This is a genomic window from Chitinibacter tainanensis DSM 15459 (assembly GCF_000429785.1).
GTDB lineage: Bacteria > Pseudomonadota > Gammaproteobacteria > Burkholderiales > Chitinibacteraceae > Chitinibacter > Chitinibacter tainanensis.
In genome coordinates this window covers 168854-192918 of record NZ_KE386953.1, presented here as the reverse complement: position 1 = coordinate 192918, position 24065 = coordinate 168854, and the positions used below count along the sequence as shown (strand labels likewise).

The window sequence follows — 24065 nt, the reverse complement described above, 5'->3', positions numbered from 1 at the left end:
CAGGTCATGAAAATTCGACTCGTGATGAACGAAGTACTTCTTGGTGACGATCTAGTGCAATCAATCCAAGCTTGGGCTGTATTGAAAAAACTTACGGTTTGGCAACCAAGCATAGATGTCCTCTTGGCAGCCCGAGAGCCAGATTCTTCGCTGAATATAATTTTGGTTGATTTGCGACAAGAGGGAGCAAGACAACATGCTCAGCATATCGCAGTGGGCATGACTCAAGCCGATGCGATGCACCTTGCAATTATCCTTGGGATGGAGGGGCATCAGCCTTTGCAACTTGACTCATTTATGGCAGTGATCCCTGTTGCTGTGGCTGAGAAGGCTTCCGTGCAAGTAGCTGCCTTGCAGTTTATTTCAAGAATCGATGCTTTGGAGCAATTGATTTCTAGTGCCCTTACTCCAATAACACTAGAGGATATTCGGCTTTGCGCGAAGAAAGCGGGCAAACTCGTAAATCTTCATAAAGCAACTATAGGTGATGCGTATATCGAGCCAGTTCTTGCGGAACTCAGGTCTGCCTTAGGGGTAGAAAATGAGGCCGTAATGACGCGGTGGGTCACTTCAGATCGAGAAAAACACCGTGCCACAATCAATTCAATAACGGATCGTCTCGAAGGTACTTTGAAAGAGGGCGGGCGAAGTAAAGTCGCAATACAAGAGGATGAAGCTACTGAATTACAGTTCGTTTCTCTCATGTTCTCCAGCGGAAAGTATCGCGAATATGCCATTGCTGGCCATGTGCTTTTTTTGTCTAAAGAATGGCTTGGGAATTGCAATCAGTTGACGGGGACTATCGATCCTAAAGGGATATTCAGGATATATAAGACCCATGCTTGGGAAACCGTCCGTCATCAATTGCTTCAATTGACTGGCAATCAAGTTGCGCTTCGGCATTTCATACTTGGACACTCGCAGCAATTAACCTTCTACACAGACTCAATTGTGTTCTGGCCACCCTGTGCCTCTAAGGTGACGAGAAATTTGCATCTTACTCGTGGTCGTATTGTTGATGACGTGCGGGTGGTCTTTGAAAGTGGCTCGATGAATCAGTAGGTTTGCCAAACCTTTAAAAGTTGCTTAAGGATACGGGCTGAATCGAAGATAAGGGTATACAAATGATTTCACAGTTAGAGCGCTTCCAGGGCGGCCTATTGGGGCTTGCTTGTGGTGATGCTTTGGGCACAACCCTTGAATTTAAACATCGAGGTTCATTTGAACCAATAACAGACATGGTGGGTGGTGGTCCTTTCAACCTTCGGCCAGGTGAATGGACTGACGATTGCTCAATGGCTCTATGTCTAGCGCATAGTTTGCTCGAGTGCCAAGGCTTTGACCCTCTAGATCAGATGAATCGATATTGCCGGTGGGAGTCATCTGGCTATATGAGCAGCAATGGGTAATGTTTTGATATTGGTGGCACGGTTAAGCGAGCCCTGAGAAAGTTTCGGAGCTCTGGTAACCCTTTTAGTGGGGACACAAGTCCAAAAGCCGCTGGGAATGGCTCAATCATGCGACTGATCCCGATTCCCATGTACTACTTCAACGATCCAGATCAGTTAATTCATTATGCTGGAGAGAGTTCCCGTACGACGCACGCGGCGGAAGAATCCATCGAAGCGGCGAAACTATTTGCCCGTCAGTTGTACTTAGCGCTGAGTGGAGTTGATAAAGATACCATTTTGTTTTCCTCAAATTATCACTCAACGGCACCCAAGATTGCGGACATTGCATCAGGTGCCTGGCGTGATAAACCCGAAAATTTGATTTATGGGTCTGGCTATGTTGTGGAGTCATTAGAGGCTGCTTTATGGTGTTTTTGGTCTACAAACAATTTCGCCAGTGCAGTATTGCGTGCCGCAAATTTGGGTGGCGATGCTGATACAACAGCAGCTATCTGCGGACAAATTGCAGGAGCCTTTTATGGGATTAATGCTATACCAGCGTATTGGCAAGATATGATTGTGATGAGTTCGGATATCTTGTCGGTGGCTTTAAATCTCTGCAATAGGTCAAAAATCGTTGCCTAGGTGAAAGTGCCTCTGAACTAGGGTTGATAATTAATTATCGCTTTAATGTGATTAATGGAGCGTCGTTGTATTATGAATTGCAAGGAATTGATAGGGGGCGGTCCAATGCCTGCGGATTTTTTATACCAGTATGCAGTTGCTTTGGTTCTTGAGACAAATCGGGCATCAGCATCAGGACTGCAAAGGCTTATGTGCCATCAACTAGGCGAGAATTTTAGCTATAAGCGTATTTTGAGGTTGGTGGAAAGGATGGAGCAAGAGGGACTAGTTAGTCCGATGAGTTCGGATGGCGCGCGGATTGTGCTTTGCAGGCAAGATCGATAGATTGTGAATTTATCGTATTGGTGGGGCTTTTAAAAACTATTTGATACAAACCTACTAAAGGTCATGTTGCGCATTAGAATATTGATTTGGGTAAATGAACTCCGATTTTTTAACGATTGATCTTGGTAATCGCCCGCGTTTTTGCACTGATACATTCCACGATGCGGTAGGGGCATTAATTAAAGTCTTGTAGTAAATTGGTTGTGTTTGTGTGGCGAGGTTGCTCATGTTAAGTGGCGAACAGTTAAATAATAATATTGAAATTGCAGCGACTTGCGAAAGCTTAAGTCAGGCTTTGTACTGGATGGGTGAGGCAACTTTGCCAAGAATAATTGCTGAGTTGAAGGCTTATTCACCGGAACAACGAAAAAACGCAGGTTTGAGCGAATCTCTCATCGAGGAATTGGAGTCACTGGAGCGCTCCATTTATTTAATCCGAAAACAGAAAAGAATTGATCGAGAAATGGCGATTAGTTCATGTGATTTATCTGTATTGCAACAGCATGCGCTGCATGAATTAGACGCGAAGTTTCGGAAAATCACTTCCGATGTAGAAAGCATTGCAACTGAAGTCGGACAGACGTTGCAAAGAAAGGCTGCAGACCAAGGCGACGCGATGTATGACTACGAAGTTGAGTTGGAAATTGATTTTTATTTGAATGAAAAAGACCGTGCTTATCAAGGGGTTGAAGCTAGGGATGACACACTGTGTCGTTATAAATCAATAATGAAAACCCGCGATTTAAAAAATGGGTGTGGCATGCAAGTCAAGATGTATGGGGTCGACAAGGACGGAAGTGAATCCCCGAATGTAGAGCCAATGGCAAGGGGTAAATTGCTGGATGCGTTGATAGGGTCTAATTCATTTAATTGCATGCCACCAGTGTCATTGGCTGATTTGTTGCGCATTGGTGCGGTGAGTGTTGATATTGTGGCTAGGCATCAATATCGGTATTAGCAACTTCTCGTGTTTTAATGAGATTTATTTAGTGAGAGTTGATTTGTATGATCAGATGGCTAGAATAGTGAGTGGTTTTTTTAGGCATAACTTGTGCTGATTCTAGGTGGTTAATTTGAAATTCCCAGGTGGAAGATAAAGTATATCAATGAAGCCCGAGATCTCTAAGTCAGACCGCTCGGTTTGTAGGGAGGAGGTCAAGAGGGATTAGTTAGTCCAATGAGTTCGTATGGCTCGCGGATTGTGCTTTGCAGGCAAGATCGATAGATTATTTATATCTATAAAATTGTTTGGGGCTTTAGAAAGGTATTTGATGAAAATCATCTAAAGTTAATTTTGTGTGTTGGTGTGTTTATTTTGCTAAATAACCTATATTTTTATAAAGCCAATAGCTGAGCCGACTGCCGTGTTGCGTGGGGCCATTTTGTCTAGGGGAAATCAGATGAATAATTTAGCCAGTGATTTGTTGTTGGAAGATATTGAGGAGGTATTGCCTCAGGTTGGTAAACGATTTGAATTAATCACTCAAATTGGTAATGATAGTAGTTTTGGGGCGGTATGGTTAGCGCATGATAAATGGCTGGCAGAGCGGAAGGTGGCGCTGAAAATCAGTGCTCACGATTTAAGCGATGAAGGAGGGTGTGCAGAATTTTGTGTAAATCGGCTTCGTTGATTACTGAGGAAGTCGTTCCTCAAACTGGATAGTAAACCGGGTGAGCGCCGCTTTCCAATCCCGCAGTGGCATCGTCCATTTCTGGCTGATGTTGCGCAACGCCAAATAGAACAATTTCAGTAACGCTTCATCGCTCGGGAATGAGCCCCGGTTTTTGGTCAGCTTGCGCAGGCTCATGTTCATCGACTCAATCGCATTGGTCGTGTAAATCACTTTGCGGATTTCCGGTGGGAAGTCAAAGAAGGGAATTAGCCGTGGCCAATTGCGCTGCCAGGACTGGCTGATCGGCAAATACTCTTCATCCCAGCGCGCTTCAAATTCAGCTAGCCGCTGTTCGGCTTCCTCGACCGTCGCCGACTGGTAAATCCGCTTCAGATCTTCCGCCACCGCTTTGCGCCGTTTCCACGAAACATAATTCAGGCTGTGACGCACCATATGCACGATGCACAGCTGCACCGCTGTTTTGGGGAAGACCGCTTCAATCGCTTCGGGGAAGCCTTTGAGTCCATCGACGCAGGCAATGAGGATATCCTGCACGCCGCGATTGCGCAGCTCGGTGACGACCTGCAGCCAGAATTTGGCGCCTTCAGTCTGGGCAATCCACATTCCTAGCACCTCCTTCTCACCCGCCATAGTGACGCCCAGTGCCAAATAGACCGCTTTGACACGCACACTACCTTCGCGGACTTTGACGTGAATGCAGTCCAGATATGCAATCGGATAAACCGCGTCTAGCGGCCGCGATTGCCAAGCTTTGACTTCGTCGATGACCGCATCGGTAACCGATGAAATCAGGCTGGGCGACACCTCGGTGCCATACATTTCTTCCAGATGAGCCTGAATCTCGCGCACCGTCATGCCACGTGCGTAGAGCGAGAGGATTTTGTCATCAAAGCCAGTCCAGCGGGTCTGGTGCTTGGCAACGAGCTGTGGCTCGAAAGTGCCATGCCGATCACGTGGCACTTCAATTGGCAGCTCACCGAATTCACCTTTGAGCGTTTTACGACTACGACCGTTGCGGGTATTGCCGCTGGTGTTGCTGACTGGCTGGTTTTTGCCATGACCGAGATGCTCAGCCATTTCGACATCGAGGGCTTTTTCGACGATCAGTTTGGTCAGGTACTTGAGCAGACCCTGCTCACCGATGAGGTCTTCGGGTTTTTGGTAGTTAGCAAGCAGGTCTGTGATCAATTCATCAGGAATGGGGTGCTTTGGGGGCGTCATGGTGTCTCCGGACAATACGGCAGTTTCCTGCCAAATGACCGTTTACACAAAATTTAGGACACCCTCTCTGTTCACTTTAGCTATTTTAATTTGCCGGTCGATTGCAGAGCGTCCAGATATCTCTGAAACTGTCCAATGAAAGCCAATTCGTGCTGGTACATTGAATGGTACACTGAGCTACAGTTAAAATGAAAAAGCCCTGATAAATCAGGGCTTTTTCATTGAGTATTGGGGTGGGGGGAGTTAAATTCACCTTTGTAATGCTTATTTTTGCTGGTTTTGTTGGCTAAGTACAAAATAAAGGGGGTAGATATGGGGGTAGGTATGTACCTCGCTATGCTCACATCGCACGGCGCTTTTTGTACGCGGCCATTGCTTTGTCTGCGCGCTGGGTAACTATGTTAAACGCCTCATCAAAGTGTCGTTCAGCTTGTGCTGCTAGTTGCGTGTGTTGGTTGTAGAGTCGATTGTAGGTGCTCCAGTGCATGCCCTTGGGTTTACCACCTTCGCCGTTTAAAAAGCCCGCTGGCCAGCCCAGTTGCGCCCTCAGTTTATCGAGTTGCCTAATTTGCCGATCTAGGGTGCTTTCGCTTTGGCTGTCATAACAGAGTTGGTAACACTTGCGGCAGGCTGGCACTTTGCCGATGTACAGAATAGCTGCTTGGCGGCCGCAGCAGGGGCAAATAAACCAAGAGCGCGCCCCGCCTAAATGGCAGGCAGTCTTGCTGATTCCAATCTCAGAATTTACATCTTGCCAATCGCCATCACGTTTGATGCGGTACTGTAGTTTGATCGCACGCTCGGTGGCTTTGACATAGATGCTGGCAACACTTTGACCGTCACGAAACCAAGACCAAGTGAATGCTGATCCATTTAACAGACCATCACGTTGCCAGCGGCGAATATCAACAAGCCGGTAATCGCTGGTTTTAGCTTTGCCACCAAAGTAAAAATGCCGACCACTACCAATGCCGCCCATGGTTCACCTTTTTCACGAAATCATTTGGCAAAATCTACGCAGATTTCCAATGCCTAATGGGCTGCGCAATTTGCATTAGTGTACAGTTATTCTTCATTCATTCTGCGAAGGGTTTTAAAACCAATATGCGGGCTTCTATGTCTGTTCTGCTGGCCATATTTGTCGGCGTCAATTCCCACGCATTTGCTCTATCAGACTATCGATGCGTAATTGAGCGTGTTCATGGTGCAGACCCTGATGCCGATCCGGTGCTTTCGTTCGCTAGGAAAATCACGCTTGGCAAGGAATTCACTGTGGATCGCAATACCGGCATCATGGCAGGGGCACTTAAAAATGCGTATCAGACCCGCCCAGTTGTTATTGACCAAGGCTCAAAGGAAAATGGGTTTAAAGCGGTAACCACGATGCGTGCAGAGCAGGGAATTGGTCGCAGTTCAGCGATATACACCTTGCAGATCAATGAGCATGCTGAATCGCCTACCAAGCCGTTTGTGTTCCTGACTAATGACATTGTTTACTTTGGTCGCTGTACTCACTACTAAGGTTTGTCATTCCCATAAGATGGCAATATCTAAGAGGGTGTACAGCAGGCGGGGCACGAAAGTCGGCTAAAAGTGGCTGACTGCCCCATGTGGTGGGGCAATCTTTGGCTAATGGCTTAAATCGTGCCCCATCTGGCGGGGTAGTTTTCACGCTATTGCCCCAGCTCGCGGGGTAGCGTTCGCGTTTTTAATCAGTCCCGTTTCATTGCGCCAATACGATAGCGGCACTCTGGTTGGGCGAACATCCAGCGGCTTGCCTTTCTGGTGATCGTCGATCTTGTAAAAGCTAAACGCGAACAAACTGCATTGATTACGGCCGCCATGGCGGGTGCGAATGAGCCAGCCTTTTTCCTCTAGCTCTTTCAGCGCCTTGGCCAAGGTCGCCTTGCTGCGCCATCCTCTAGGCTGCATCAGTGTCCATGCTGCCGATAAATAACCATTGCGATTCGGGTGCCACTGGCTGGCTAAATCAAATAGCAACTTCACGGCATAAGGGCTAAGTGCAGCAAATTCCTCGGACGTAATCACGACCATTGGCAGGGGCATGAATAGGCCTTTTTCACGCCCCTCTTTCAGATCGCGCAGCGCGGCCGCTTTGGCTTTGCTGCCCGCCATCGCTAACCCTCCAATAAACTAGCAGGCATGAACAAGCTCTTAAACATGGCCAGCTTGGCTTTGACAGCTTGATAGGCCTGCTTGTGGTCAGCACCAGCGGCTAGCGCATGTTGCACACTCTCGGCCGCCAATACATAGCAGCAGCCCAGCGTAGTGAGTTGCGCTGTGTTCAGGCTTGCCCGCTGCCCCTTGTCGATACCGATGGTTTTATTCACCAGCTTTTCAAGGTTGATGTGGTGCATTTGGGCTGGCGTGGTGCTGCCGTGTTGCTGGGCATATTCTGCAAGCTGGCTTGCTGCTTGGTGTGCATGGCGATACGAGGGTAGGTATTGCTGATTGCGGGCTGCTAATGCGCGGCGTGCTTCGCCAAAGGCCTGAATCAAGCAGGCTTTCATGGCACGAATTTCGGGCGTATTGCGCGTGTAGGTCAGCACCAGCATGGCTTGATCTTCGTTGAGAAAGGCAAAGCGTTCAGGCCTGCCGCCCAGCACTTGAGGTTTTGCGCTTTCAAAGCGCATTACCCCTAGCGCTGCATAATCCGAGTAATGTTGCTCAATTCGGCGTAACAGGTGGCGATGTTTTACGCCCAATTTGCATGCCAGCAGTCGTGAATCAAGCAATGGTTCGCTGGTGCTGCCGATCAGATCAAAATCGTGTTCAGGTACTGGAATCAGGTAAGCCATGATCATTGCTCCTTCTTTGGGCGACGTTTGATGAGGGTGTAATGCGCAATGCCGTAATGCTCGCGCCCATCTCGGTCGACTGCGCGGCGGCGTTCAACGTGGATTTCTGCGCCTTGCTCGTTCAGTTCCTTAATACGCCCAGCGGGGTGCAAGATGTTATGCAAGTCGCGTAGCTCAAAGGTGTTCTTCGTGCCTGTGCTGAGTGCAAGTTCAAGCCGATCTTGTTGCGCGACTCTATCGGTGCGCTTAAGCTGGCGATGCTGTTTGTCGTCGTTGCCCGCGTGGTGGCGGCGATTTTTTTTGCTCATCGCTTAGGCCTCCTTGGTCGCTTGGGTGCATCGGGCGAGGTAGGCGTGCAGGCTCTCGGCTGGAATGCCGCTGGTGTTGGGGGATAGTTTTACCAGCTCTAGCTCGCCCCGTTGGGCAAGGCGGTAGATCGTGGCGCGGCTTAGGCCTAGCGAGGCGGCGGCCGCATTGATGCGAAAAATTAAAGGTGTATTGGGCATAGTGCCTCCGGTTACGTCAGGGTTGAACGTCATGCATCAGGGCGATGCATGGGAGGCATTATTTAATTAAGTGATTTAGGTAGTCTCGAGACTAAATATTTACTATCGGCATAGTAATTTTAGTCTGTGATTTTTAATGCTTCAGATAGTAAATTCTCGATGCCTGATGGTTTAAGTGGGGGCTCGAGTTGATCCGCGCAATAAAGCGGCCACTTTTGATCTATTGTTCTTTGCCACGCAGCTATGGTTTTGCATTCATCAGGAAAGTGATGTTTGCATGCCAACGCTACTGCAAGTATTTGCTCTCGAACGGATGAAAAACGCTTTGTGTTTCCATGTTCAATCCGTCTTTTTTTTGGCGGGCTGCTATTCATGAATTCGTTCAAAGAATCTGCCATCACAAAGAGATTTCCCTTGTGTAGGCGAATCTCATTGGCCTCTATATATTCGCGGTGCATATTACACTCGGCTTCATCTTGAATGAAACGAGTATCGCCTTCTACTCCATTTGTTACATCAACTGCACCTTCGGCCGTATCTGAGCACCAGTCGAATGGACATACTTGTTTGAGAAAAAGAATCTTTTCAGTTGGCGTTTTTTTGCCAAACACTTCCCAAGAATATGTGGTTTTTAGCGATTTACTTAGATGTATGGGTTCGATGATACATTCAAAATCGATCCCTGCTTTTGACTCTCCCGTACATTCTAGATTTAGAGCATCGAGCGGATGAATTGGAGCAAAGAAAATAGTCGAATCAGGGAAGTAGCAAAGGGATTTTAAAGCTTTGGGATTAAAATTCTCAAAGCTTTGAATGTACAGATAAGGGAGGTCAAGAGCCACCGATAGCTCGAGATGGCCAATTGCACAGAAATGCAATAAATCATCTTCTGAGCATTGAAGTTTGGCCGCAGCTTGAGTTAAGTTGTAGTACAGACGTTCTGGAATTTTTGTGTTCATGGCATTCCCGCATATATTTGATGAGATTTTGGGGCGTATATATTTTTAAGCGAAACGTCTGCTGGGAAACTGGATCACATCCGCACCAACCTTCAATTTATCCAGATAATCAGCCCACCATTGCATCATCTCGGTACGTTCGGGCAAGTGCTGCGCGTGATTGTAGGTGGCCAGCACCGTGTCTTTTTCGCCGTGGGCAAGTTGGCGCTCAATCGCGTCACGATGCCAGAGGTGTGATTCATTCAGCAGTGTTGAGGCAATTTTGCGAAAGCTATGCCCTGTAAATTCTTCCTTGCCATAGCCTAGGCGGCGCAAGGCGTTATTGATCGCGGCTTCGCTCATTGGGCGGTCATTACTGCGCCCACCTTCAAACACATAGCGTTTATGGCCAGTGAGTGGCTGTATGGTTTGCAAGATGGCCAGCGCTTGCGCCGATAGCGGCACAATATGCGGGGCGCGGGTTTTCATTTTTTCGGCTGGAATGCGCCATTGCTTGCGCGGGAAATCGATTTCTTGCCATTCGGCTTTGCGTAGCTCGCCAATGCGGGTAAACACCAGCGGGGCTAGCTGGCAGGCACATTTAACAACCAAGGTGGCATTCAGGCTATCAATGGCGCGCAGCAGGTGGCCTACTTCGGCAGGGTCGCTAATGGTGGGGAAGGGCTTGCTAATTGGCTTTTGCAGTACATCGCTTTGCGCCAATACATCGGCAGTGTTGCCCTTGGCGCGGCCTGTGGCCATTGCATAGGCAAACACTTTGCCGCATGACCAGCGCACACGATGCGCGGTTTCGATTGCGCCCCTTTCCTCGATACGGCGCAGGCAAGCCAATAATTCAGGGGCTTCTATCGTGGCAATATCCCGCTTGCCCAGCCAAGGGAAAATATCGGTTTGCAGACGATTGAGCGTGCGCTCGCGGTGGCTGTGCGATTTATCGGCCATCGCTTTTTCAAACCATTCCAGCGCTATGGCTTCAAAGGTGTTTTCGCTAGATAGCTTGGCGTGCGCTTTGGCGATTTGTTTTTCGATGCGCGGGTCTTTGCCTTCATCTACCAGCTTGGCGGCTTCATCGCGCAGCTTGCGCGCTTGTGCCAAGGTGACTTTGGGGTACTCGCCCAGCCATTGCTTGTACATTTTGCCGTGAAGGCCAAACTGGAATTGCCAGCGTTTACGGGTGGCGGTGACCACCAAATACAGGCGGCCGCCATCGTTGAGGTTTTTCTCGCTTTTGCCTTCGTCGGGCGTGGCGTTTTTTACCTCTAACGGCGTGAGTCGATTGATGCTTTTGCTGGCTGGTTCAGTCTTGGCGCGTGGCATGTTCTACCCCCATTTACGATCTACCCCCTGAAATCATATATCGGGGGTAGGAAAGGGGGTAGAAATTATTTGCGCTTTGCTGGTGCGTCTTGCTACACGCTGGGCAAGAAAAAACCCGCTAAAGCTAGGCTTTATGCGGGTTTCTGAGTCATCACGATACATCGTGAATCGAAGTGTTGGTGGAGGTGGGGGGAGTTGAACCCCCGTCCAGAAGCACTCTACAGTGAGTTCTACATGCTTAGTCTAGCCATTTGGATTTAACACTGAGTCACGCCGACCGACAGGCTTGAACAGTGCGAGTTACCTTAAGTTTAACCCCCGGCCAAGTAACCCGACCTGAGGCGATCCCATCTAAATGACTCTACTGCTGGTTTGACCCAGCCCGCCCGATGGGCCCTGCGGTGTAGAGTCTAGCTTAAGCAGCTAGAGCGTAAGTTTCGTCGTTTGCGACTATTTTGGTTCAGTGTTTTACGGGTAGTCTGAGAACCCGGCATGCCCCCATCCGCTTTGCAACCCCTGTCGAAACCATGGCACCCCCGGTTCGAGGCCTTCATGCGGCATGAAGAATACGGATTGTAACCCGAATCAGTCTAAATGAGCCAGCAATTCCAGTGGATGCGCGATGGCCAGATCGGCGCCCCAGGCTTCGGGCTGGTCGGTAGCGCTGATATAGCCATAGCGCGCCAGTACAGTGGTCATGCCCACTTTGCGGCCCGCCTCGATATCGCGCTCGGCATCGCCCACATACAGGCATTCGGCCGGATCTAGCCCTAACTCCGCCGCAGCATGCAGCATGGGTTTGGCATCAGGCTTGGGTATACCCACGGTATCCCCGGATACACAGGTCTGCGGCGGGATAGGGAGGGGGAGTAATTCCACCAGCGGATCGGTAAAGCGCATTGGCTTGTTGGTGATAATGCCCCAAGCCAGCCCGCGGGCATGGATACCCTCGATCAGCTCGCGCACGCCATCAAAGAGGGTGGTTTGCCCGCAAAGGTCTTGCTCGTAGTGATCGAGAAAGCGCGCGCGTAATTCGGCAAAGCGCGCATCGGCGGGCGTTACGCCAAAACCCAGCTCCAAAAGGCCGCGGGCGCCGTGGCTAGCCAGTGGGCGAATGGCGCTGTAGGGCTGGGCGCTAATGCCTTCTTCGGCCAGTAGGCGGTTTAGTGCGGCGCCCAGATCGGGTGCGGTGTCGGCCAGCGTGCCATCCAGATCGAACAACACGCCGCGAATCGGTTTAGACATGGGCTTTCCTTGTGGCCACCAGATAGTTCACATCGGTATCGTCGCCCAGTTTGTACACATCGGTGAGCGGGTTGTAGCTCATGCCGGTGAGGGCCACGGTATCCAGGCCGGCCGTGCGCGTCATGCGCGCCAGCTCTGATGGTTTGAGGAATTTGCTGTATTCATGCGTACCGCGCGGCAGCATATTCAGTACATATTCAGCGCCCACGACGGCCAGCAAATACGCTTTCGGGTTGCGATTGATGGTAGAGAAAAACACCCAGCCGCCAGGCTTGACCAGGCGGGCGCAGGCGGCAACCACGCTGGCTGGCGAGGGCACGTGCTCCAGCATTTCCATGCAGGTGACCACATCAAAGCTTTCCGGGCATTCTTCGGCCAGCGCTTCCACCGGCACTTTGCGGTAATTGAGGGCAAGGCCGCTGTCTGTGCCGCGCTCCAGCAGGTGCAGCTTGGCGACTTTCAGCGATTTATCGGCCAGATCAATGCCGGTGACGTCGGCGCCACGCTCGGCCATGCCTTCCGACAAAATGCCGCCGCCGCAACCCACATCCAGAATCTTCAGCCCAGCCAGCTCGGCATTTTGCCCTGCGTGTTGAGCAATAAAGCCCAGCCGCAGCGGGTTGATGTCGTGCAGCGGTTTGAATTCGCTGGTTTTGTCCCACCATTTGTGGGCCAGTGCAGAAAACTTGGCGATTTCTGCTTCATCAACATTGATGTGTTCGGTGGTTTGCTCTGGGGTATTGCTCACAATGCTAATCCTTATAAGGTCTACGCGCGTATACCCGCGCTAATCTTGCTTTGCCATTGTCGTGCTTTGGCCTGAACTTGCGCCAGATTCAAACTTTGGTGCTGGCCGTGGCGATATACGGCGCGGCCAGCAATCCAGACATCGCTCACCTGCTGGCGATCGGCGGCGTACACCAGATGCGAGACCGGATCGTAACATGGCTGGGTGCCCACCGCGGAGAGATCCACGGCGATCAAATCGGCTTGTTTACCAACTTCCAGCGAGCCCAGCTGATCTTCCTGCTGCAAGGCGCGGGCGCCATTAAGCGTAGCCATTTCCAGCGCTTGCCAAGCCGGAATCGCTTCCGGATCGCCGCTCTGGCCCTTGGCCAGCAAGGCCGCCAGCCGCAGCTCGGCCAGCATATCGAGTTTATTGTTGCTGGCTGCGCCATCGGTGCCAATGCCCACATTCACGCCGGCCGCCAGCTGCGCCTGAATTCGCGCTAGCCCCGAGGCGAGCTTTAGATTGCTGGCCGGGTTGTGCGCAATATGCACGCCTTTTTTGGCCAAGAGCGCGATCTCGCTATCGGTGGTGTGCACCATGTGTGCCGCCACCAGCGGGCTATCCAAGAGGCCCAGCCCAGCTAGCCGCTCTAGCGGGCGCACGCCGTGTTCTTTCTGGCTGGTGTTAATTTCATCCAGTGTTTCGTGGATATGGCAGTGAATGCCGAGATTAAGTTCATCCGCGAGGGTTATTACTCGCTGGAAGGTGGCATCGCTCACCGTGTAGGGCGCATGTGGCGCCAAGGTGAATTGCAGTAGTTTCTCGCCGGCAAATTCGGCCTGGCTTTTTAATGCTTTGCCAATGTAATCATCGGCATTGCTGGCATAGGGGGTGGGGAACTCGAGAATCGAGCAGCCAATGGTCATGCGAAAACCGCTGGCCAGCGCTGCGCGAGCCACGGCGCTGTGATGGAAATACATGTCATTACAGCTGGTGGTGCCGCCGGCAATCATCTCGGCAATCGCCAGCTGCGTGCCATCAAACACAAAATCATCGCTAACATGCGCGCCTTCGGCCGGCCAGATGTGTTCTTGCAGCCAGCGCATTAGCGGCAAATCATCGGCATAACCGCGCAATAGCGTCATGGCCGAGTGGGCGTGCAGATTAATCAGCCCGGGTAGCAGTGCGTGTTGGGGTAATTCGTGGTGGCGCGCCGCGGGATAGGCGGCTATTGCTTGTTCGCGCGGCAAAATGGCGCTGATTCGGTCATCGGTGATGACCAGCGCATGCTCGGTCAGTACGGTGTGGCGGGGAACTACCGGAATTAGCCAGCGCGGAAAGAGGATATCGGTCGCCATGATGAGCTCGAAAAAGCAGATGGCTTATTTTATCAGGCTAGTAGAGGGCCTGAAATGCAAAAAGCCGACCAATCGGTCGGCTTTTCGCTAATTCGGAAAATTCCGAATTATTTAGCAGCTTCAGAAGCAGCAGAAGCTTCAGGAGCAGCAGCAGCTTCAGAAGCAGCAGAAGCTTCAGCAGCTGGAGCAGAAGCTTCAGCAGCAGGAGCAGAAGCTTCAACTACAGCAGAAGCAGCTTCAGTAGCTTCTTCTTTTTTGCCACAAGCAGACAGAGCAACAGCCAACAGAGCAGCAACGAGCAGAGATTGTTTCATTTTGAAATCCTTTTCGAAAAGATTAACTAAAAAGTTTCGGTAACCGGCCAATTGGCCAATCGCCTAAATTCACTTCGGCGTGAGGTGTTTCACAACCAACGCTGCGAATTCTAATCAGCTCGTCGGTAAATTGCTAGTGCTGCAAGCGGCTTTTGGCCTTAAAAATGCAATGTAAACTGCTACTCCGTGTAACGCCGTGTACATCCTTATAAATCAAGACGTTGCGAGGCGTTAATCGGTAAGGATTGCGCCCAGAGTGTGGCAAAAAGTTGGCTCAATTGAGTGGCATATTGGCGCTGACTACCCCATTCACCCCGAAACCAGTCGTAATGATGGCGTTCCAGATAATGTAAATGATCGGCAATCAGCCAGCCTTTTGGCTGATGGCGTAACTCAGCGGGAATTAAGCGCACTTCAATTAAATGCGCAAATCGTTCGGCCAGTTGTGTAAAGCGCGGGCAGCCGGTGCGCAGGTAATCCTCGCGGGCCAGCAGCAGTTGCAGCCGCCCCGGCGAGGGCTGGGTAAAAAAGCGCCATAAGCGCTGCTGGTTGGCCGCGCTGCCTAGCCCCATCTCGCTGGCATCGTTTTCGCTGATTTGCAGGGTATGGCTGGCCAGATCAAATAATTGATCGATCCCGGCTTGATACCCTGCGCGGGTATCAAAACGTTCGCGCTGCGCTGCCGTATCAGTCATGGTTGGCGGGGGCCAGATAGCCGTATTCGTGATAGGTATATAAGACTTCGAGCAAAGCCTCGTCATATTCACCAGCAGGTAAGCTGCGCTGATCGGCCAGCGCGCGCAGCTGCGCGAGCTCGGAGGCGGTGAGGCTGGCTAACTCATCGGCTTCCAGCGCTTCGCCATTCAGATAAATGCCTTGTTCGTTGTAGAGCATTTGCGATTTCAGATTCAGCGCTACCCCGTGGCTGGCTACGGCGGCGACAAAATCGTCGTACTCGAGCGGGTCGCTGTGCTGGTCAAAAAACACATGCGGCTTGGGCTCGGAGAAATAGCGGCCAATAAAGTCCTGCACCATCTGTTCATCCCAGCGGATTTGCGTGAGCATCTGCTGAATGCGGGCGGTAAATTGCGCATCAATCTGAGCCGGGGTAGTGGTGACTTGCGCGTCAGGGTCGCTGTACATGCCATCGAGGCACAATTCATCCTGCAGGTATTCCAGAAACTTGCTGGCGATTTCCTGGGTTTTCGGGGCGCGAAACCCCACCGAATAAGTCATGCCCGGCTCAAGGGCAACGCCATAGTGCGCATATTTGGGCGGCAGATACAGCATATCGCCATGTTCCAAAATCCATTCCTGCTCAGGGTTGAATTCTTTCAGGACCCGGATTGGGGCGTCTTCGATAAAGCCCATCGCGTCGTCGCTGGAAATTTGCCAACGTTTTTTGCCGCCCACCTGCAACAAAAACACATCATAAGAATCATAATGCGGGCCGACTGTGCCGCCGGGTGGGGCGTAGGAGATCATCACGTCATCCAGCCGGGCATAGGGCAGGAAATTAAACTGGTATAAAAACTCGGCGATGTGCGGCACCTGATGGTTCACATCTTGTACCAAGATAGTCCAGTCGGTTTCGGGCAAACGCTTGAGGCGGCTGGGGCTAAACGGGCCGCGCTCGAGCGTCCAGCGGCCGTTTTGCTGGGTAATCAGCCGCGATTCGATGTCGTCGCGCTGGGCAAATTCGCTTAAGCGGGCAAAATCGATCAGCTCGGGAAAGCGATCCCAGGCCTGGCGAATCAGCAGCGGTTTTTTCTGCCAATATTCGGCCAGAAAGGTTTCAGGGCTGATTCCGCCGAGCAGCGGGGCATGGAAAGCTGTTTTACGCATCGCGAGTGACTATAAAGAAAACCATAACAAAGACTATTATCGCACCGACTGGAGAATTCATGCTGAATGCCGGAGACCTGGCACCGGACTTTGCCTTGCCGGATGCCGCCATGGACATGGTGCAATTGAGCCAGTTTCGTGGCCAGCGCAATGTCGTGTTGTACTTTTTTAACAAAGATCACACCCCGGGCGGCATTGTCGAGGCGGTGGAGTTTTCCGATCGGGTTGACGCATTTGCGCAATACCAGACGATTATTCTCGGGGTTAGCTCGGATGACTGTCTGTCGCACGACAGCTTTATCGATGAGCAAGGTTTGGCGTTTGATCTGCTGGCCGACACCGAGCTGGAAGTCAGCCGTCTGTATCATGCCGTGCACGAATGGGAAGCACAGGGCATGGTAAGATACGGCATTGAGCGCTCTACCTTTGTGATCGATCAGGCTGGCGTGATCCGCCACGCTCTGTATCACGTATCGCCCAAAGGCCATGCGGCCGAAATACTAAATCTTGTCAAACAGCTAGGATAATCCAACTATGCAAATCGCTAAAAATTCCGTTGTTACACTGCACTATCAGATGTTCGACGCAGAGGGCAACCAACTGGACAAAACCGAAGAGCCGATTGCATATCTGCATGGCGGTTATGACAATATTCTGCCGCTGGTTGAAGAAGCACTGCACGGCAAAACCACCGGTGATCTGGTGGAAGTGAGCATGTCGGCTGACGACGCTTTCGGTGAATTCGACCCAGAACTCGTACGCGACGAAGAGAAAGATCAGTTCCCACCTGAAGTATCAGTGGGCATGATGTTTGAAGCAGATGATCCAGAAACCGGCGAAATCATTCTGTTCCGCGTGACTGAAATCGAAGGCAACCGCGTGACTGTGGATGGTAACCACCCATTTGCCGGCATGAACATCGTGTTCAAAGCTCAGGTGACTGATGTGCGTGAAGCCAGTGCCGAAGAAATCGCGCACGGCCACGTGCATGGTGAACACGGCCACCACCATTAATCTGTGCTAGCGATGGCAGCATGGCTGTCATCTCCGCGCGGTAATATTCACGGCGATCTCCTTAGGTCGCCGTTTTTCATCCCTTGCCAAGCTGGCGTTTTCGCAGTTGTTGCAAACTTGCAACCGCCTGTCATGTAAGTTTAATGTGAGCACAGCTGAGCCAAGTCCCGCTTTGCTTGGTTTGCCGGCCTAGCCACCACCGCTGGTCCGCTAGCACATCGCGCGCCTGTTGCACTAGTCCCCCACTTTCCCCTAGTATTTGTGCCAACAAGGTGAGCTCAACACAAGATGTTGTGTTTCCCCACAAACTATACACAGACTTATACACAAGGATCCGTGCATGTACGCTACGCTTGAAAGTACCCCAGCCAGCCGCAACGAGAATGCCGAAGTACCGGCGCTGTCGCACGATGCTGCGCAGTACGCCAACTACAAGATTATCCGTCGCAATGGCGCGGTGGTGCCTTTTGAGCCCACCAAGATCACCGTGGCGCTAACCAAGGCCTTTATCGCCGTACAGGGTAGCCATGCTGCTTCCAGCGCGGCGGTGCGTGAGCTGGTGGCGCGTCTGACGGATGCTGCGGTCAGCGCGCTGATGCGTCGCAAGCCCGATGGTGGCGCGATCCATATCGAAGACATCCAAGATCAGGTTGAGCTGGCGCTGATGCGCTCGGGCGAACACGACGTAGCGCGTGCCTATGTACTGTATCGCAATGAGCGTCAGCGCGAGCGCGCGGCCGCCCGCCAGGATCAGCCGGCCGAGCAGCAACACGCGATCAATGTGCAATACGAAGATGGCTCTAGCCGTCCGCTGGATATCAGCAAGCTCAAAGCGCTGATCGCCTCTGCGTGTACGGGCCTGGAAGCCTACACCGACCAAGAACAAATCTTGGCCGAAACCCTGAAAAACCTCTACGACGGTGTACCGGCCGAAGAGCTGCGCAAATCCACCGTATTGGCGGCGCGTACCTTCCTGGAAGTCGACCCAGCCTACACCCAAGTTACCGCCCGTCTGGTGCTGCACAGCCTGCGCCGTGAAGTGCTGGGCGAAGAGGTAAGCCACGAAGAGATGGCCACGCGCTACGCCGAGTATTTCCCGCGCTATGTGAAAAAAGGCATCGATGCCGAGTTGCTGGATGAAAAACTGGCCCAGTTCAATCTGGAAAAACTCGCTGCTGCGCTGGATCACAACCGCGATTACCAGTTCGGTTACCTCGGCCTGCAAACCCTGTACGACCGCTATTTCCTGCATATTGAAGATCGCCGCATCGAATTGCCGCAAATCTTCTTTATGCGCGTGGCCATGGGCCTGGCGCTGAACGAAATCAATCGTGAAGAGCGCGCCATCGAGTTCTACAACGTGTTGTCGAGCTTCGACTTTATGAGCTCAACCCCGACGCTGTTCAACTCGGGTACCCGTCACAGCCAGATGTCGAGCTGCTACCTGACCACCGTACCGGATGATCTGGATGGCATTTTCGAAGCACTGAAAGAAAACGCCTTGCTGTCGAAATTCGCCGGTGGCTTGGGCAATGACTGGACCAACGTTCGTGCGATGGGCAGCCACATCAAGGGCACCAATGGCAAATCACAAGGCGTGGTGCCATTCCTGAAAGTGGTGAACGACACGGCCGTGGCCGTAAACCAGGGTGGTAAACGCAAGGGCGCCGTGTGTGCCTACCTGGAAACCTGGCACGCCGACATCGAAGAATTCCTCGAGCTGCGTAAAAACACCGGTGATGATCGTCGCCGTACCCACGACATGAATTCAGCCAACTGGATTCCTGATCTGTTTATGAAGCGCGTGATGGAAGGCGGCGAGTGGACCTTGTTCAGCCCATCCGAAGCCAGCGATCTGCACGATAAAGTCGGCAAAGCCTTTGAAACCGCCTACCTGAACTACGAAGCCAAAGCGGCCCGTGGGGAAATGCGCGTGGCGAAGAAAATCCCGGCGCTGACGCTGTGGCGCAAAATGCTGACCATGCTGTTCGAAACCGGCCACCCATGGATCACGTTCAAAGACCCATGCAATATCCGCAGCCCGCAGCAACACGTTGGCGTCGTACATTCGTCGAACCTATGTACCGAGATCACCCTGAACACCAACGATGAAGAAATCGCCGTATGTAATCTGGGCTCGATCAATCTGTACAACCACCTGAAAAATGGTCAGCTCGATGCCGAGAAACTGTCGCGCACGGTGAAAACCGCGATGCGCATGCTCGACAACGTGATCGACATTAACTTCTACCCGGTGCGCAAAGCGCGCAATGCCAATCTGAAACACCGTCCGGTGGGTCTGGGCATTATGGGCTTCCAGGATTGCCTGCACGCCCTGCGCGTACCGTATGCCTCAGAGGCGGCGGTGGAATTTGCCGACCTGTCGATGGAAACCGTGGCCTACCACGCTTACTGGGCCTCAACCGAGCTGGCGCAAGAGCGCGGCACTTACGGCAGCTACAAAGGCAGCCTGTGGGATCGTGGCATCTTGCCGCAAGACTCACTGCGCCTGTTGGAAGAAGAGCGCGGCGGCTATCTGGAAGTGGATCGCAGCTCGCGGCTGGATTGGACCATGCTGCGCGACCGCATCGCCGCCTACGGCATGCGCAACTCGAACTGCCTGGCTATTGCGCCCACTGCCACCATTTCCAACATCATTGGCGTGGATGCGTGTATCGAGCCGACTTACCAGAATCTGTACGTGAAATCGAATCTGTCGGGCGAATTCACCGTCATCAACGAACACCTGGTGCGCGATCTGAAAGCGCGTGGCCTGTGGGATGAAGTGATGGTGTCAGACTTGAAATACTTCGATGGCTCGGTGCAGCGCATTGATCGTATTCCACACGATCTGAAAGAGCTGTATGCCACCGCCTTCGAGATGGATCCGAAATGGCTGGTGGAAGCCGCTTCACGTCGCCAGAAATGGATCGACCAAGCGCAATCGCTGAACATCTACATGGCCGGTGCTTCAGGTAAAAAACTGGACGAGCTGTATAAACTCGCCTGGACGCGTGGCCTGAAAACCACCTACTACCTGCGCACGCTGGCAGCCACTTCGGCCGAGAAATCGACCGGCCGTGGCGGTGAGCTCAATGCCGTACCAGTGGATGGTGGCTACAACGCTGCTGCTGCAGCCCAAGCGGCGATTGCAGCCGCTGCAGTGGCGGATGCTACGCCAGCGACCGATGCGAAGTTCTGCTCGATTGATAATCCGGATTGCGAGGCTTGCCAGTAATCCACTCAACCGCTTGCTTGCAAGCGGTTTTATCGATTGCAGCCGGCGGTGTCGGTTAGCATTGCCTGCGGCACCGATGTTTTGGTGCCGCTACCCGCGGCGGGGATGACTTTCTTTGCGTCGCCAAAGAAAGTCATCAAAGAAAGGCGACCCCCGCCTGCGGCCCTCCGGGCTTCCCTCGGTCGGTCGCGAGCCAAACGATAAAGCAGTTTGTCTCGCTCCACTCCCTCGGCGATGGGCGAAAGGGGTTTAAACCCCAGCGCAATCAGCGTGGTACTGCCGTAGGGTGGGTATATGCCTGAAAAGCTTTTCGGATATTGCTTGCATTGATATACCCCGGTGCCGCATAGCGGCGCCGATATTTAAGACGCTTCGGTGAGGCGTTTTAAATATCGGTGATCCCGATTTTAAATTTATGGAAAAGTCGCCTAGCAAGGCACTTTGTCGCAGCCTGTACAAGTCGTACGGCCAGACAAAGTAACGCAGCTAGGTGAGTTTTGCTTTAACAGATAGGAATGATTGTGACCCAACACCCGCTCGACCTTCTCATCGCTCGCCTGCCTAAGGCTGAGCTGCATCTGCATATCGAAGGCTCGCTCGAGCCTGAGATGATGTTTGCGCTGGCGCAGCGCAATGGCGTGGCTTTGCCTTACGCCGATGTGGCAGCGGTGCGGGCGGCGTATGAGTTTGATAGCCTGCAATCCTTCCTTGATCTTTACTATGCGGGCGCCTCGGTGCTGCTCACCGAGCAAGATTTTTACGATCTGACTTGGGCCTACCTCGAAAAAGCCCACGCCGATCAGATCGTGCACACCGAAATTTTCTTCGATCCGCAAACCCACACCGCACGCGGTATTGATTTTGCCGTGCCGCTCGCGGGTATCCGCCGCGCTTTGTACGATGGCGAAGCCAAGCTCGGCATTAGCTTCAAGCTGATCATGTGTTTCCTGCGTCATCTGTCGGAAGCAGATGGCTTTGCCACGCTGGCGCAAGCCGAGCCGTATCTAGATCAAATCGACGGTGTCGGGCTGGATTCCAGCGAAATGGGCCACCCGCCCAGCAAATTTGCGCGGCTGTTTGCGCGTTGCGCCGAGCTGGGCTTGCCCGCCGTGGCGCATGCCGGCGAAGAAGGCCCGGCGAGCTATATCTGGGAAGCGCTCGATCTGCTCAAATCACGCCGCATTGATCATGGTGTGCGCTGCACAGAAGACCCGGCGCTGGTGGCGCGCCTCGCCGCCGAGCAAGTGCCGCTCACCGTTTGCCCGTTGTCGAATTTAAAACTCTGCGTGGTCACCGATCTGGAGCAACACAATCTGCGCCAGCTCTTGCAAGCCGGCCTGTGCGCGATGGTGAATTCGGATGATCCGGCCTATTTTGGCGGCTATCTCAATCAGAATTTCTACGCCTGTCGGCAGGCGCTGCAACTGAGCGCCGACGAAATTGTCCAACTGGTGCGCAATAGTTTCGCCGCCAGCTGGTTGCCCGCGGCGCAACAAGCGCACTGGCAAGCCCAAATTACCCAAGTGCTGGCCGACCATCAGGCCGCCCACGCTTAAACCGGAAATGGCCGCCATGTTCAAACTCTGCCAACGTCTATCCCTCATCGCGCTGCTGGCCGTGCTGACGGCCTGCGCCAATCTGGCCGCGCCCAAGGTGAATCTGGTGCAAGATGGCCAGCTGCAGCCGCCGGCCGGGCAGGGGATTGCCGTGCTGGCCTTCACCGCGCAGAGCTTTGATCGTGATACCGCCGAAGCCCGCCTGCAGCTCGATGGCCCCGCCGGCCGCCAATGGCTGCAGCTGCGCTTGGTCACCGACTTTATCCGCGCCCCCGGCCAGCAGAGCAACCCCAGCGGCCGACTGTTTGTGCTGCCGCTGCCCGCCGGTGAATATCGCCTCGGCAATATCTACGGCAGCTGGCGCCGGCCCGGGAATAGCTTTGATTTATTCGGCAACTGGGAAAACGTCTTTGTGCCGCTTGATCAGCGCTTTACCGTCCGCGCGGGCGAAGTGCAATACTTGGGCGAAATTCATCTGCAGATGAATTACCAATCCACGGTCGATTACCGGCAGGATTTCGCCCGCGACCAATACGAATTGCAGCAGCGCCATGGCGTGAGCCGCACCGAGAATATCCGCCAGCAACCGCTGGCCAAGCCCTCAACCTGATTCCACCACCGCATGCGCAGCCCGGGCTGCCACTCGGTACCGAATCAACCGTAATGAACAGCAATCAACAATAGTCAGAACAGAAAGGAACCACGATGCTCAGCTTTGACGACGCCATCACCACCCGCACCGCCAGCGGCCAAGCCCCAGCCCAAGGCGGCCAGCCCGTACCGGCCCGCATCACCGCCGACGACAAACGCGTGATCAACGGCACCACCGACGTGAATCAACTGGTGCCGTTCAAGCACAAATGGGCGTGGGAAAAATACCTGGCCCAGTGTGCTAACCACTGGATGCCGCAAGAAGTAAACATGCAGCGCGACATCGAGCAATGGAAAACCGGCCAGCTCACCGAAGACGAAATGCGCATCGTGAAGCGCAACCTCGGCTTCTTTGTTACCGCCGACTCGCTCGCCGCCAATAACATCGTATTGGGCACCTATCGCCAGATCACCTCACCCGAATGCCGACAGTTCCTGCTGCGCCAAGCCTTCGACGAGGCCATCCATACCCACGCCTACCAATACATCGTGGAATCGCTGGGTCTGGACGAAGGCGAAGTCTTCAACGCCTACAACGAAGTGAAATCGATCCGCGACAAAGATCATTTCCTGATGCCTTTCATTGACGTGCTGACCGATCCGGCCTTCAAAACCGGCTCGCTCGAAACCGATCAACAGCTGCTGCGCTCGATCATCGTCTTTGCCTGCATCATGGAAGGCCTGTTCTTCTATGTCGGCTTCGTACAAATCCTGGCGCTGGGCCGTCAAAACAAAATGACCGGCGCCGCCGAGCAATATCAATACATCCTGCGCGATGAATCGATGCACTGCAATTTCGGTATCGACCTCATCAACACCATCAAGTTGGAAAACCCGCTGCTGTGGACTGAGCCATTCAAGCAAGAAATCTACGGCCTGTTCCAAAAAGCCGTTGATCTGGAATACGCCTACGCCGAAGACACCATGCCACGCGGTGTATTGGGCCTGAATGCCAGCCAGTTTAAAGAATACCTGCGCTTTATCGCCAACCGTCGTTTGGTGCAGATTGGTTTGAACGAGCTGTTCCCGGGCGCGAATAATCCATTCCCATGGATGTCGGAAATGATCGACTTGAAGAAAGAGAAGAATTTCTTTGAGACTCGGGTGACGGAGTATCAGACGGGTGGGGCGTTGAGCTGGGATTGATTTTATGCTCAACGTCGAGCGACAAATAAGCTTGCTAGGACGACAGATAAGCCCACACTCGACGACGCATATGGTTGTACGCCAAATTTAAAAGCCCGCACATGCGGGCTTTTAAATTTGAATTCCTATATGCCAGCACGGGCTTTAAAATG

The 24065-nt window shown here is 52.7% G+C and carries 25 protein-coding genes, 1 other RNA gene and 1 pseudogene; 12 read left to right on the top strand and 15 right to left on the bottom strand.

The window, feature by feature from the left end; genetic code table 11:
• Nucleotides 1–6: 6 nt before the first annotated feature.
• The 5 genes and pseudogenes from G482_RS0115660 to G482_RS0115645 all read left to right on the top strand — a co-directional run bounded on the left by G482_RS0115660 (nt 7) and on the right by G482_RS0115645 (nt 3991).
• The gene (locus tag G482_RS0115660) at nt 7–1062 is read left to right on the top strand and encodes a hypothetical protein (protein ID WP_028450819.1); all 1056 of its coding nucleotides are present in this window, start codon (nt 7–9) and stop codon (nt 1060–1062) included.
• Nucleotides 1063–1124: 62 nt separating this feature from the next.
• A pseudogene (locus G482_RS19105) lies at nt 1125–2036 on the top strand (ADP-ribosylglycohydrolase family protein).
• Between the two features lie 54 nt (nt 2037–2090).
• On the top strand, nt 2091–2360 hold the full coding sequence (locus G482_RS20955; RefSeq protein WP_084414762.1) for a DNA translocase FtsK: 270 nt from the start codon (nt 2091–2093) through the stop codon (nt 2358–2360).
• 226 nt (nt 2361–2586) lie between these two features.
• The gene (locus G482_RS0115650) at nt 2587–3318 is read left to right on the top strand and encodes a hypothetical protein (protein WP_028450818.1); all 732 of its coding nucleotides are present in this window, start codon (nt 2587–2589) and stop codon (nt 3316–3318) included.
• A 442-nt stretch (nt 3319–3760) separates the two neighbouring features.
• The gene (locus tag G482_RS0115645; RefSeq protein WP_028450817.1) at nt 3761–3991 is read left to right on the top strand and encodes a hypothetical protein; all 231 of its coding nucleotides are present in this window, start codon (nt 3761–3763) and stop codon (nt 3989–3991) included.
• Here G482_RS0115645 and G482_RS0115640 read toward each other — a convergent pair whose 3' ends face one another.
• Nucleotides 3992–5215 (bottom strand): IS256 family transposase, encoded by a 1224-nt coding sequence (locus G482_RS0115640; RefSeq protein ID WP_028450816.1) that lies wholly within the window; start codon nt 5213–5215, stop codon nt 3992–3994.
• Nucleotides 5216–5555: 340 nt separating this feature from the next.
• Nucleotides 5556–6194 (bottom strand): hypothetical protein, encoded by a 639-nt coding sequence (locus tag G482_RS19100; RefSeq protein WP_211227660.1) that lies wholly within the window; start codon nt 6192–6194, stop codon nt 5556–5558.
• 137 nt (nt 6195–6331) lie between these two features.
• Between G482_RS19100 and G482_RS0115630 the strand changes: the two genes are divergently transcribed.
• Nucleotides 6332–6736: a hypothetical protein gene (locus G482_RS0115630; RefSeq protein ID WP_156905426.1), complete on the top strand. Its 405-nt coding sequence runs from the start codon at nt 6332–6334 to the stop codon at nt 6734–6736.
• A gap of 147 nt (nt 6737–6883) precedes the next feature.
• Here G482_RS0115630 and G482_RS19095 read toward each other — a convergent pair whose 3' ends face one another.
• From G482_RS19095 to G482_RS0115570, 13 genes are all read right to left on the bottom strand, one after another.
• Complete coding sequence (locus tag G482_RS19095) at nt 6884–7351, bottom strand: hypothetical protein (protein WP_051259103.1); 468 nt, start codon at nt 7349–7351, stop codon at nt 6884–6886.
• Nucleotides 7352–7353: 2 nt separating this feature from the next.
• Entirely contained in the window at nt 7354–8034 is a 681-nt protein-coding gene (locus G482_RS19090) for a Rha family transcriptional regulator (RefSeq protein WP_051259102.1), read from the bottom strand.
• 2 nt (nt 8035–8036) lie between these two features.
• A complete protein-coding gene (locus tag G482_RS19085; protein ID WP_034619870.1) occupies nt 8037–8342 on the bottom strand; it encodes a helix-turn-helix domain-containing protein in 306 nt (101 codons plus the stop codon).
• A 3-nt stretch (nt 8343–8345) separates the two neighbouring features.
• On the bottom strand, nt 8346–8540 hold the full coding sequence (locus G482_RS0115610; RefSeq protein WP_028450814.1) for a helix-turn-helix transcriptional regulator: 195 nt from the start codon (nt 8538–8540) through the stop codon (nt 8346–8348).
• Nucleotides 8541–8659: 119 nt separating this feature from the next.
• Nucleotides 8660–9499, bottom strand: a complete 840-nt coding sequence (locus G482_RS0115605) for a hypothetical protein (protein WP_028450813.1) — start codon at nt 9497–9499, stop codon at nt 8660–8662.
• A 45-nt stretch (nt 9500–9544) separates the two neighbouring features.
• Nucleotides 9545–10816, bottom strand: a complete 1272-nt coding sequence (locus G482_RS0115600; protein WP_051259101.1) for a tyrosine-type recombinase/integrase — start codon at nt 10814–10816, stop codon at nt 9545–9547.
• Nucleotides 10817–10993: 177 nt separating this feature from the next.
• Nucleotides 10994–11354: a transfer-messenger RNA gene (gene ssrA / locus G482_RS20190) on the bottom strand.
• Nucleotides 11355–11401: 47 nt separating this feature from the next.
• Nucleotides 11402–12061 carry an HAD family hydrolase gene (locus G482_RS0115595; protein ID WP_034619869.1) on the bottom strand — a complete coding sequence of 220 codons (660 nt, stop codon included), beginning with the start codon at nt 12059–12061 and terminating at the stop codon, nt 11402–11404.
• Nucleotides 12054–12809 (bottom strand): bifunctional 2-polyprenyl-6-hydroxyphenol methylase/3-demethylubiquinol 3-O-methyltransferase UbiG, encoded by a 756-nt coding sequence (ubiG, locus tag G482_RS0115590; RefSeq protein ID WP_211227658.1) that lies wholly within the window; start codon nt 12807–12809, stop codon nt 12054–12056. Before ubiG ends, G482_RS0115595 begins: the two co-directional genes overlap by 8 nt.
• Nucleotides 12810–12829: 20 nt before the next feature.
• Nucleotides 12830–14149 carry a TRZ/ATZ family hydrolase gene (locus G482_RS0115585; RefSeq protein WP_034619867.1) on the bottom strand — a complete coding sequence of 440 codons (1320 nt, stop codon included), beginning with the start codon at nt 14147–14149 and terminating at the stop codon, nt 12830–12832.
• 107 nt (nt 14150–14256) lie between these two features.
• Nucleotides 14257–14463: a hypothetical protein gene (locus tag G482_RS20185; RefSeq protein WP_034619865.1), complete on the bottom strand. Its 207-nt coding sequence runs from the start codon at nt 14461–14463 to the stop codon at nt 14257–14259.
• A gap of 206 nt (nt 14464–14669) precedes the next feature.
• On the bottom strand, nt 14670–15158 hold the full coding sequence (locus G482_RS19860) for a DUF7931 domain-containing protein (RefSeq protein WP_051259100.1): 489 nt from the start codon (nt 15156–15158) through the stop codon (nt 14670–14672).
• Nucleotides 15151–16308: a cupin domain-containing protein gene (locus G482_RS0115570; protein WP_028450807.1), complete on the bottom strand. Its 1158-nt coding sequence runs from the start codon at nt 16306–16308 to the stop codon at nt 15151–15153. The genes G482_RS19860 and G482_RS0115570 overlap by 8 nt, the downstream gene beginning before the upstream one ends.
• 59 nt (nt 16309–16367) lie before the next feature.
• On the opposite strand from G482_RS0115570, the gene G482_RS0115565 reads away from it, so the two are divergent.
• The 6 genes from G482_RS0115565 to G482_RS0115535 all read left to right on the top strand — a co-directional run bounded on the left by G482_RS0115565 (nt 16368) and on the right by G482_RS0115535 (nt 23913).
• Nucleotides 16368–16835: a peroxiredoxin gene (locus G482_RS0115565; protein WP_028450806.1), complete on the top strand. Its 468-nt coding sequence runs from the start codon at nt 16368–16370 to the stop codon at nt 16833–16835.
• Between the two features lie 7 nt (nt 16836–16842).
• The gene (locus tag G482_RS0115560) at nt 16843–17322 is read left to right on the top strand and encodes an FKBP-type peptidyl-prolyl cis-trans isomerase (protein WP_028450805.1); all 480 of its coding nucleotides are present in this window, start codon (nt 16843–16845) and stop codon (nt 17320–17322) included.
• 340 nt (nt 17323–17662) lie between these two features.
• Nucleotides 17663–20560 carry a ribonucleoside-diphosphate reductase subunit alpha gene (locus tag G482_RS0115555; protein WP_028450804.1) on the top strand — a complete coding sequence of 966 codons (2898 nt, stop codon included), beginning with the start codon at nt 17663–17665 and terminating at the stop codon, nt 20558–20560.
• Nucleotides 20561–21081: 521 nt separating this feature from the next.
• Nucleotides 21082–22116, top strand: coding sequence for an adenosine deaminase (locus G482_RS0115545; RefSeq protein ID WP_245575300.1), 1035 nt, complete (start codon nt 21082–21084; stop codon nt 22114–22116).
• Between the two features lie 16 nt (nt 22117–22132).
• Entirely contained in the window at nt 22133–22726 is a 594-nt protein-coding gene (locus G482_RS0115540; RefSeq protein WP_156905425.1) for a hypothetical protein, read from the top strand.
• 95 nt (nt 22727–22821) lie between these two features.
• Nucleotides 22822–23913, top strand: coding sequence for a ribonucleotide-diphosphate reductase subunit beta (locus G482_RS0115535; RefSeq protein WP_028450801.1), 1092 nt, complete (start codon nt 22822–22824; stop codon nt 23911–23913).
• Nucleotides 23914–24065: the final 152 nt, after the last annotated feature.

What these genes read in the sequence shown, in the direction of transcription:
- G482_RS19860 (WP_051259100.1), bottom strand. Translation starts at nt 15,158, where the DNA reads ATGACTGATACGGCAGCGCAGCGCGAACGTTTTGATACCCGCGCAGGG.
- G482_RS0115565 (WP_028450806.1), top strand. Translation starts at nt 16,368, where the DNA reads ATGCTGAATGCCGGAGACCTGGCACCGGACTTTGCCTTGCCGGATGCC.
- G482_RS19090 (WP_051259102.1), bottom strand. Translation starts at nt 8,034, where the DNA reads ATGGCTTACCTGATTCCAGTACCTGAACACGATTTTGATCTGATCGGC.
- G482_RS0115630 (WP_156905426.1), top strand. Translation starts at nt 6,332, where the DNA reads ATGTCTGTTCTGCTGGCCATATTTGTCGGCGTCAATTCCCACGCATTT.
- G482_RS0115560 (WP_028450805.1), top strand. Translation starts at nt 16,843, where the DNA reads ATGCAAATCGCTAAAAATTCCGTTGTTACACTGCACTATCAGATGTTC.
- G482_RS0115605 (WP_028450813.1), bottom strand. Translation starts at nt 9,499, where the DNA reads ATGAACACAAAAATTCCAGAACGTCTGTACTACAACTTAACTCAAGCT.
- G482_RS0115595 (WP_034619869.1), bottom strand. Translation starts at nt 12,061, where the DNA reads ATGTCTAAACCGATTCGCGGCGTGTTGTTCGATCTGGATGGCACGCTG.
- G482_RS20955 (WP_084414762.1), top strand. Translation starts at nt 2,091, where the DNA reads ATGGAGCGTCGTTGTATTATGAATTGCAAGGAATTGATAGGGGGCGGT.
- G482_RS0115540 (WP_156905425.1), top strand. Translation starts at nt 22,133, where the DNA reads ATGTTCAAACTCTGCCAACGTCTATCCCTCATCGCGCTGCTGGCCGTG.
- G482_RS0115640 (WP_028450816.1), bottom strand. Translation starts at nt 5,215, where the DNA reads ATGACGCCCCCAAAGCACCCCATTCCTGATGAATTGATCACAGACCTG.
- G482_RS0115645 (WP_028450817.1), top strand. Translation starts at nt 3,761, where the DNA reads ATGAATAATTTAGCCAGTGATTTGTTGTTGGAAGATATTGAGGAGGTA.
- G482_RS0115555 (WP_028450804.1), top strand. Translation starts at nt 17,663, where the DNA reads ATGTACGCTACGCTTGAAAGTACCCCAGCCAGCCGCAACGAGAATGCC.
- G482_RS0115660 (WP_028450819.1), top strand. Translation starts at nt 7, where the DNA reads ATGAAAATTCGACTCGTGATGAACGAAGTACTTCTTGGTGACGATCTA.
- G482_RS19100 (WP_211227660.1), bottom strand. Translation starts at nt 6,194, where the DNA reads ATGGGCGGCATTGGTAGTGGTCGGCATTTTTACTTTGGTGGCAAAGCT.
- G482_RS19085 (WP_034619870.1), bottom strand. Translation starts at nt 8,342, where the DNA reads ATGAGCAAAAAAAATCGCCGCCACCACGCGGGCAACGACGACAAACAG.
- G482_RS19095 (WP_051259103.1), bottom strand. Translation starts at nt 7,351, where the DNA reads ATGGCGGGCAGCAAAGCCAAAGCGGCCGCGCTGCGCGATCTGAAAGAG.
- G482_RS0115570 (WP_028450807.1), bottom strand. Translation starts at nt 16,308, where the DNA reads ATGCGTAAAACAGCTTTCCATGCCCCGCTGCTCGGCGGAATCAGCCCT.
- G482_RS0115610 (WP_028450814.1), bottom strand. Translation starts at nt 8,540, where the DNA reads ATGCCCAATACACCTTTAATTTTTCGCATCAATGCGGCCGCCGCCTCG.
- G482_RS0115600 (WP_051259101.1), bottom strand. Translation starts at nt 10,816, where the DNA reads ATGCCACGCGCCAAGACTGAACCAGCCAGCAAAAGCATCAATCGACTC.
- G482_RS0115585 (WP_034619867.1), bottom strand. Translation starts at nt 14,149, where the DNA reads ATGGCGACCGATATCCTCTTTCCGCGCTGGCTAATTCCGGTAGTTCCC.
- G482_RS20185 (WP_034619865.1), bottom strand. Translation starts at nt 14,463, where the DNA reads ATGAAACAATCTCTGCTCGTTGCTGCTCTGTTGGCTGTTGCTCTGTCT.
- G482_RS0115650 (WP_028450818.1), top strand. Translation starts at nt 2,587, where the DNA reads ATGTTAAGTGGCGAACAGTTAAATAATAATATTGAAATTGCAGCGACT.
- G482_RS0115535 (WP_028450801.1), top strand. Translation starts at nt 22,822, where the DNA reads ATGCTCAGCTTTGACGACGCCATCACCACCCGCACCGCCAGCGGCCAA.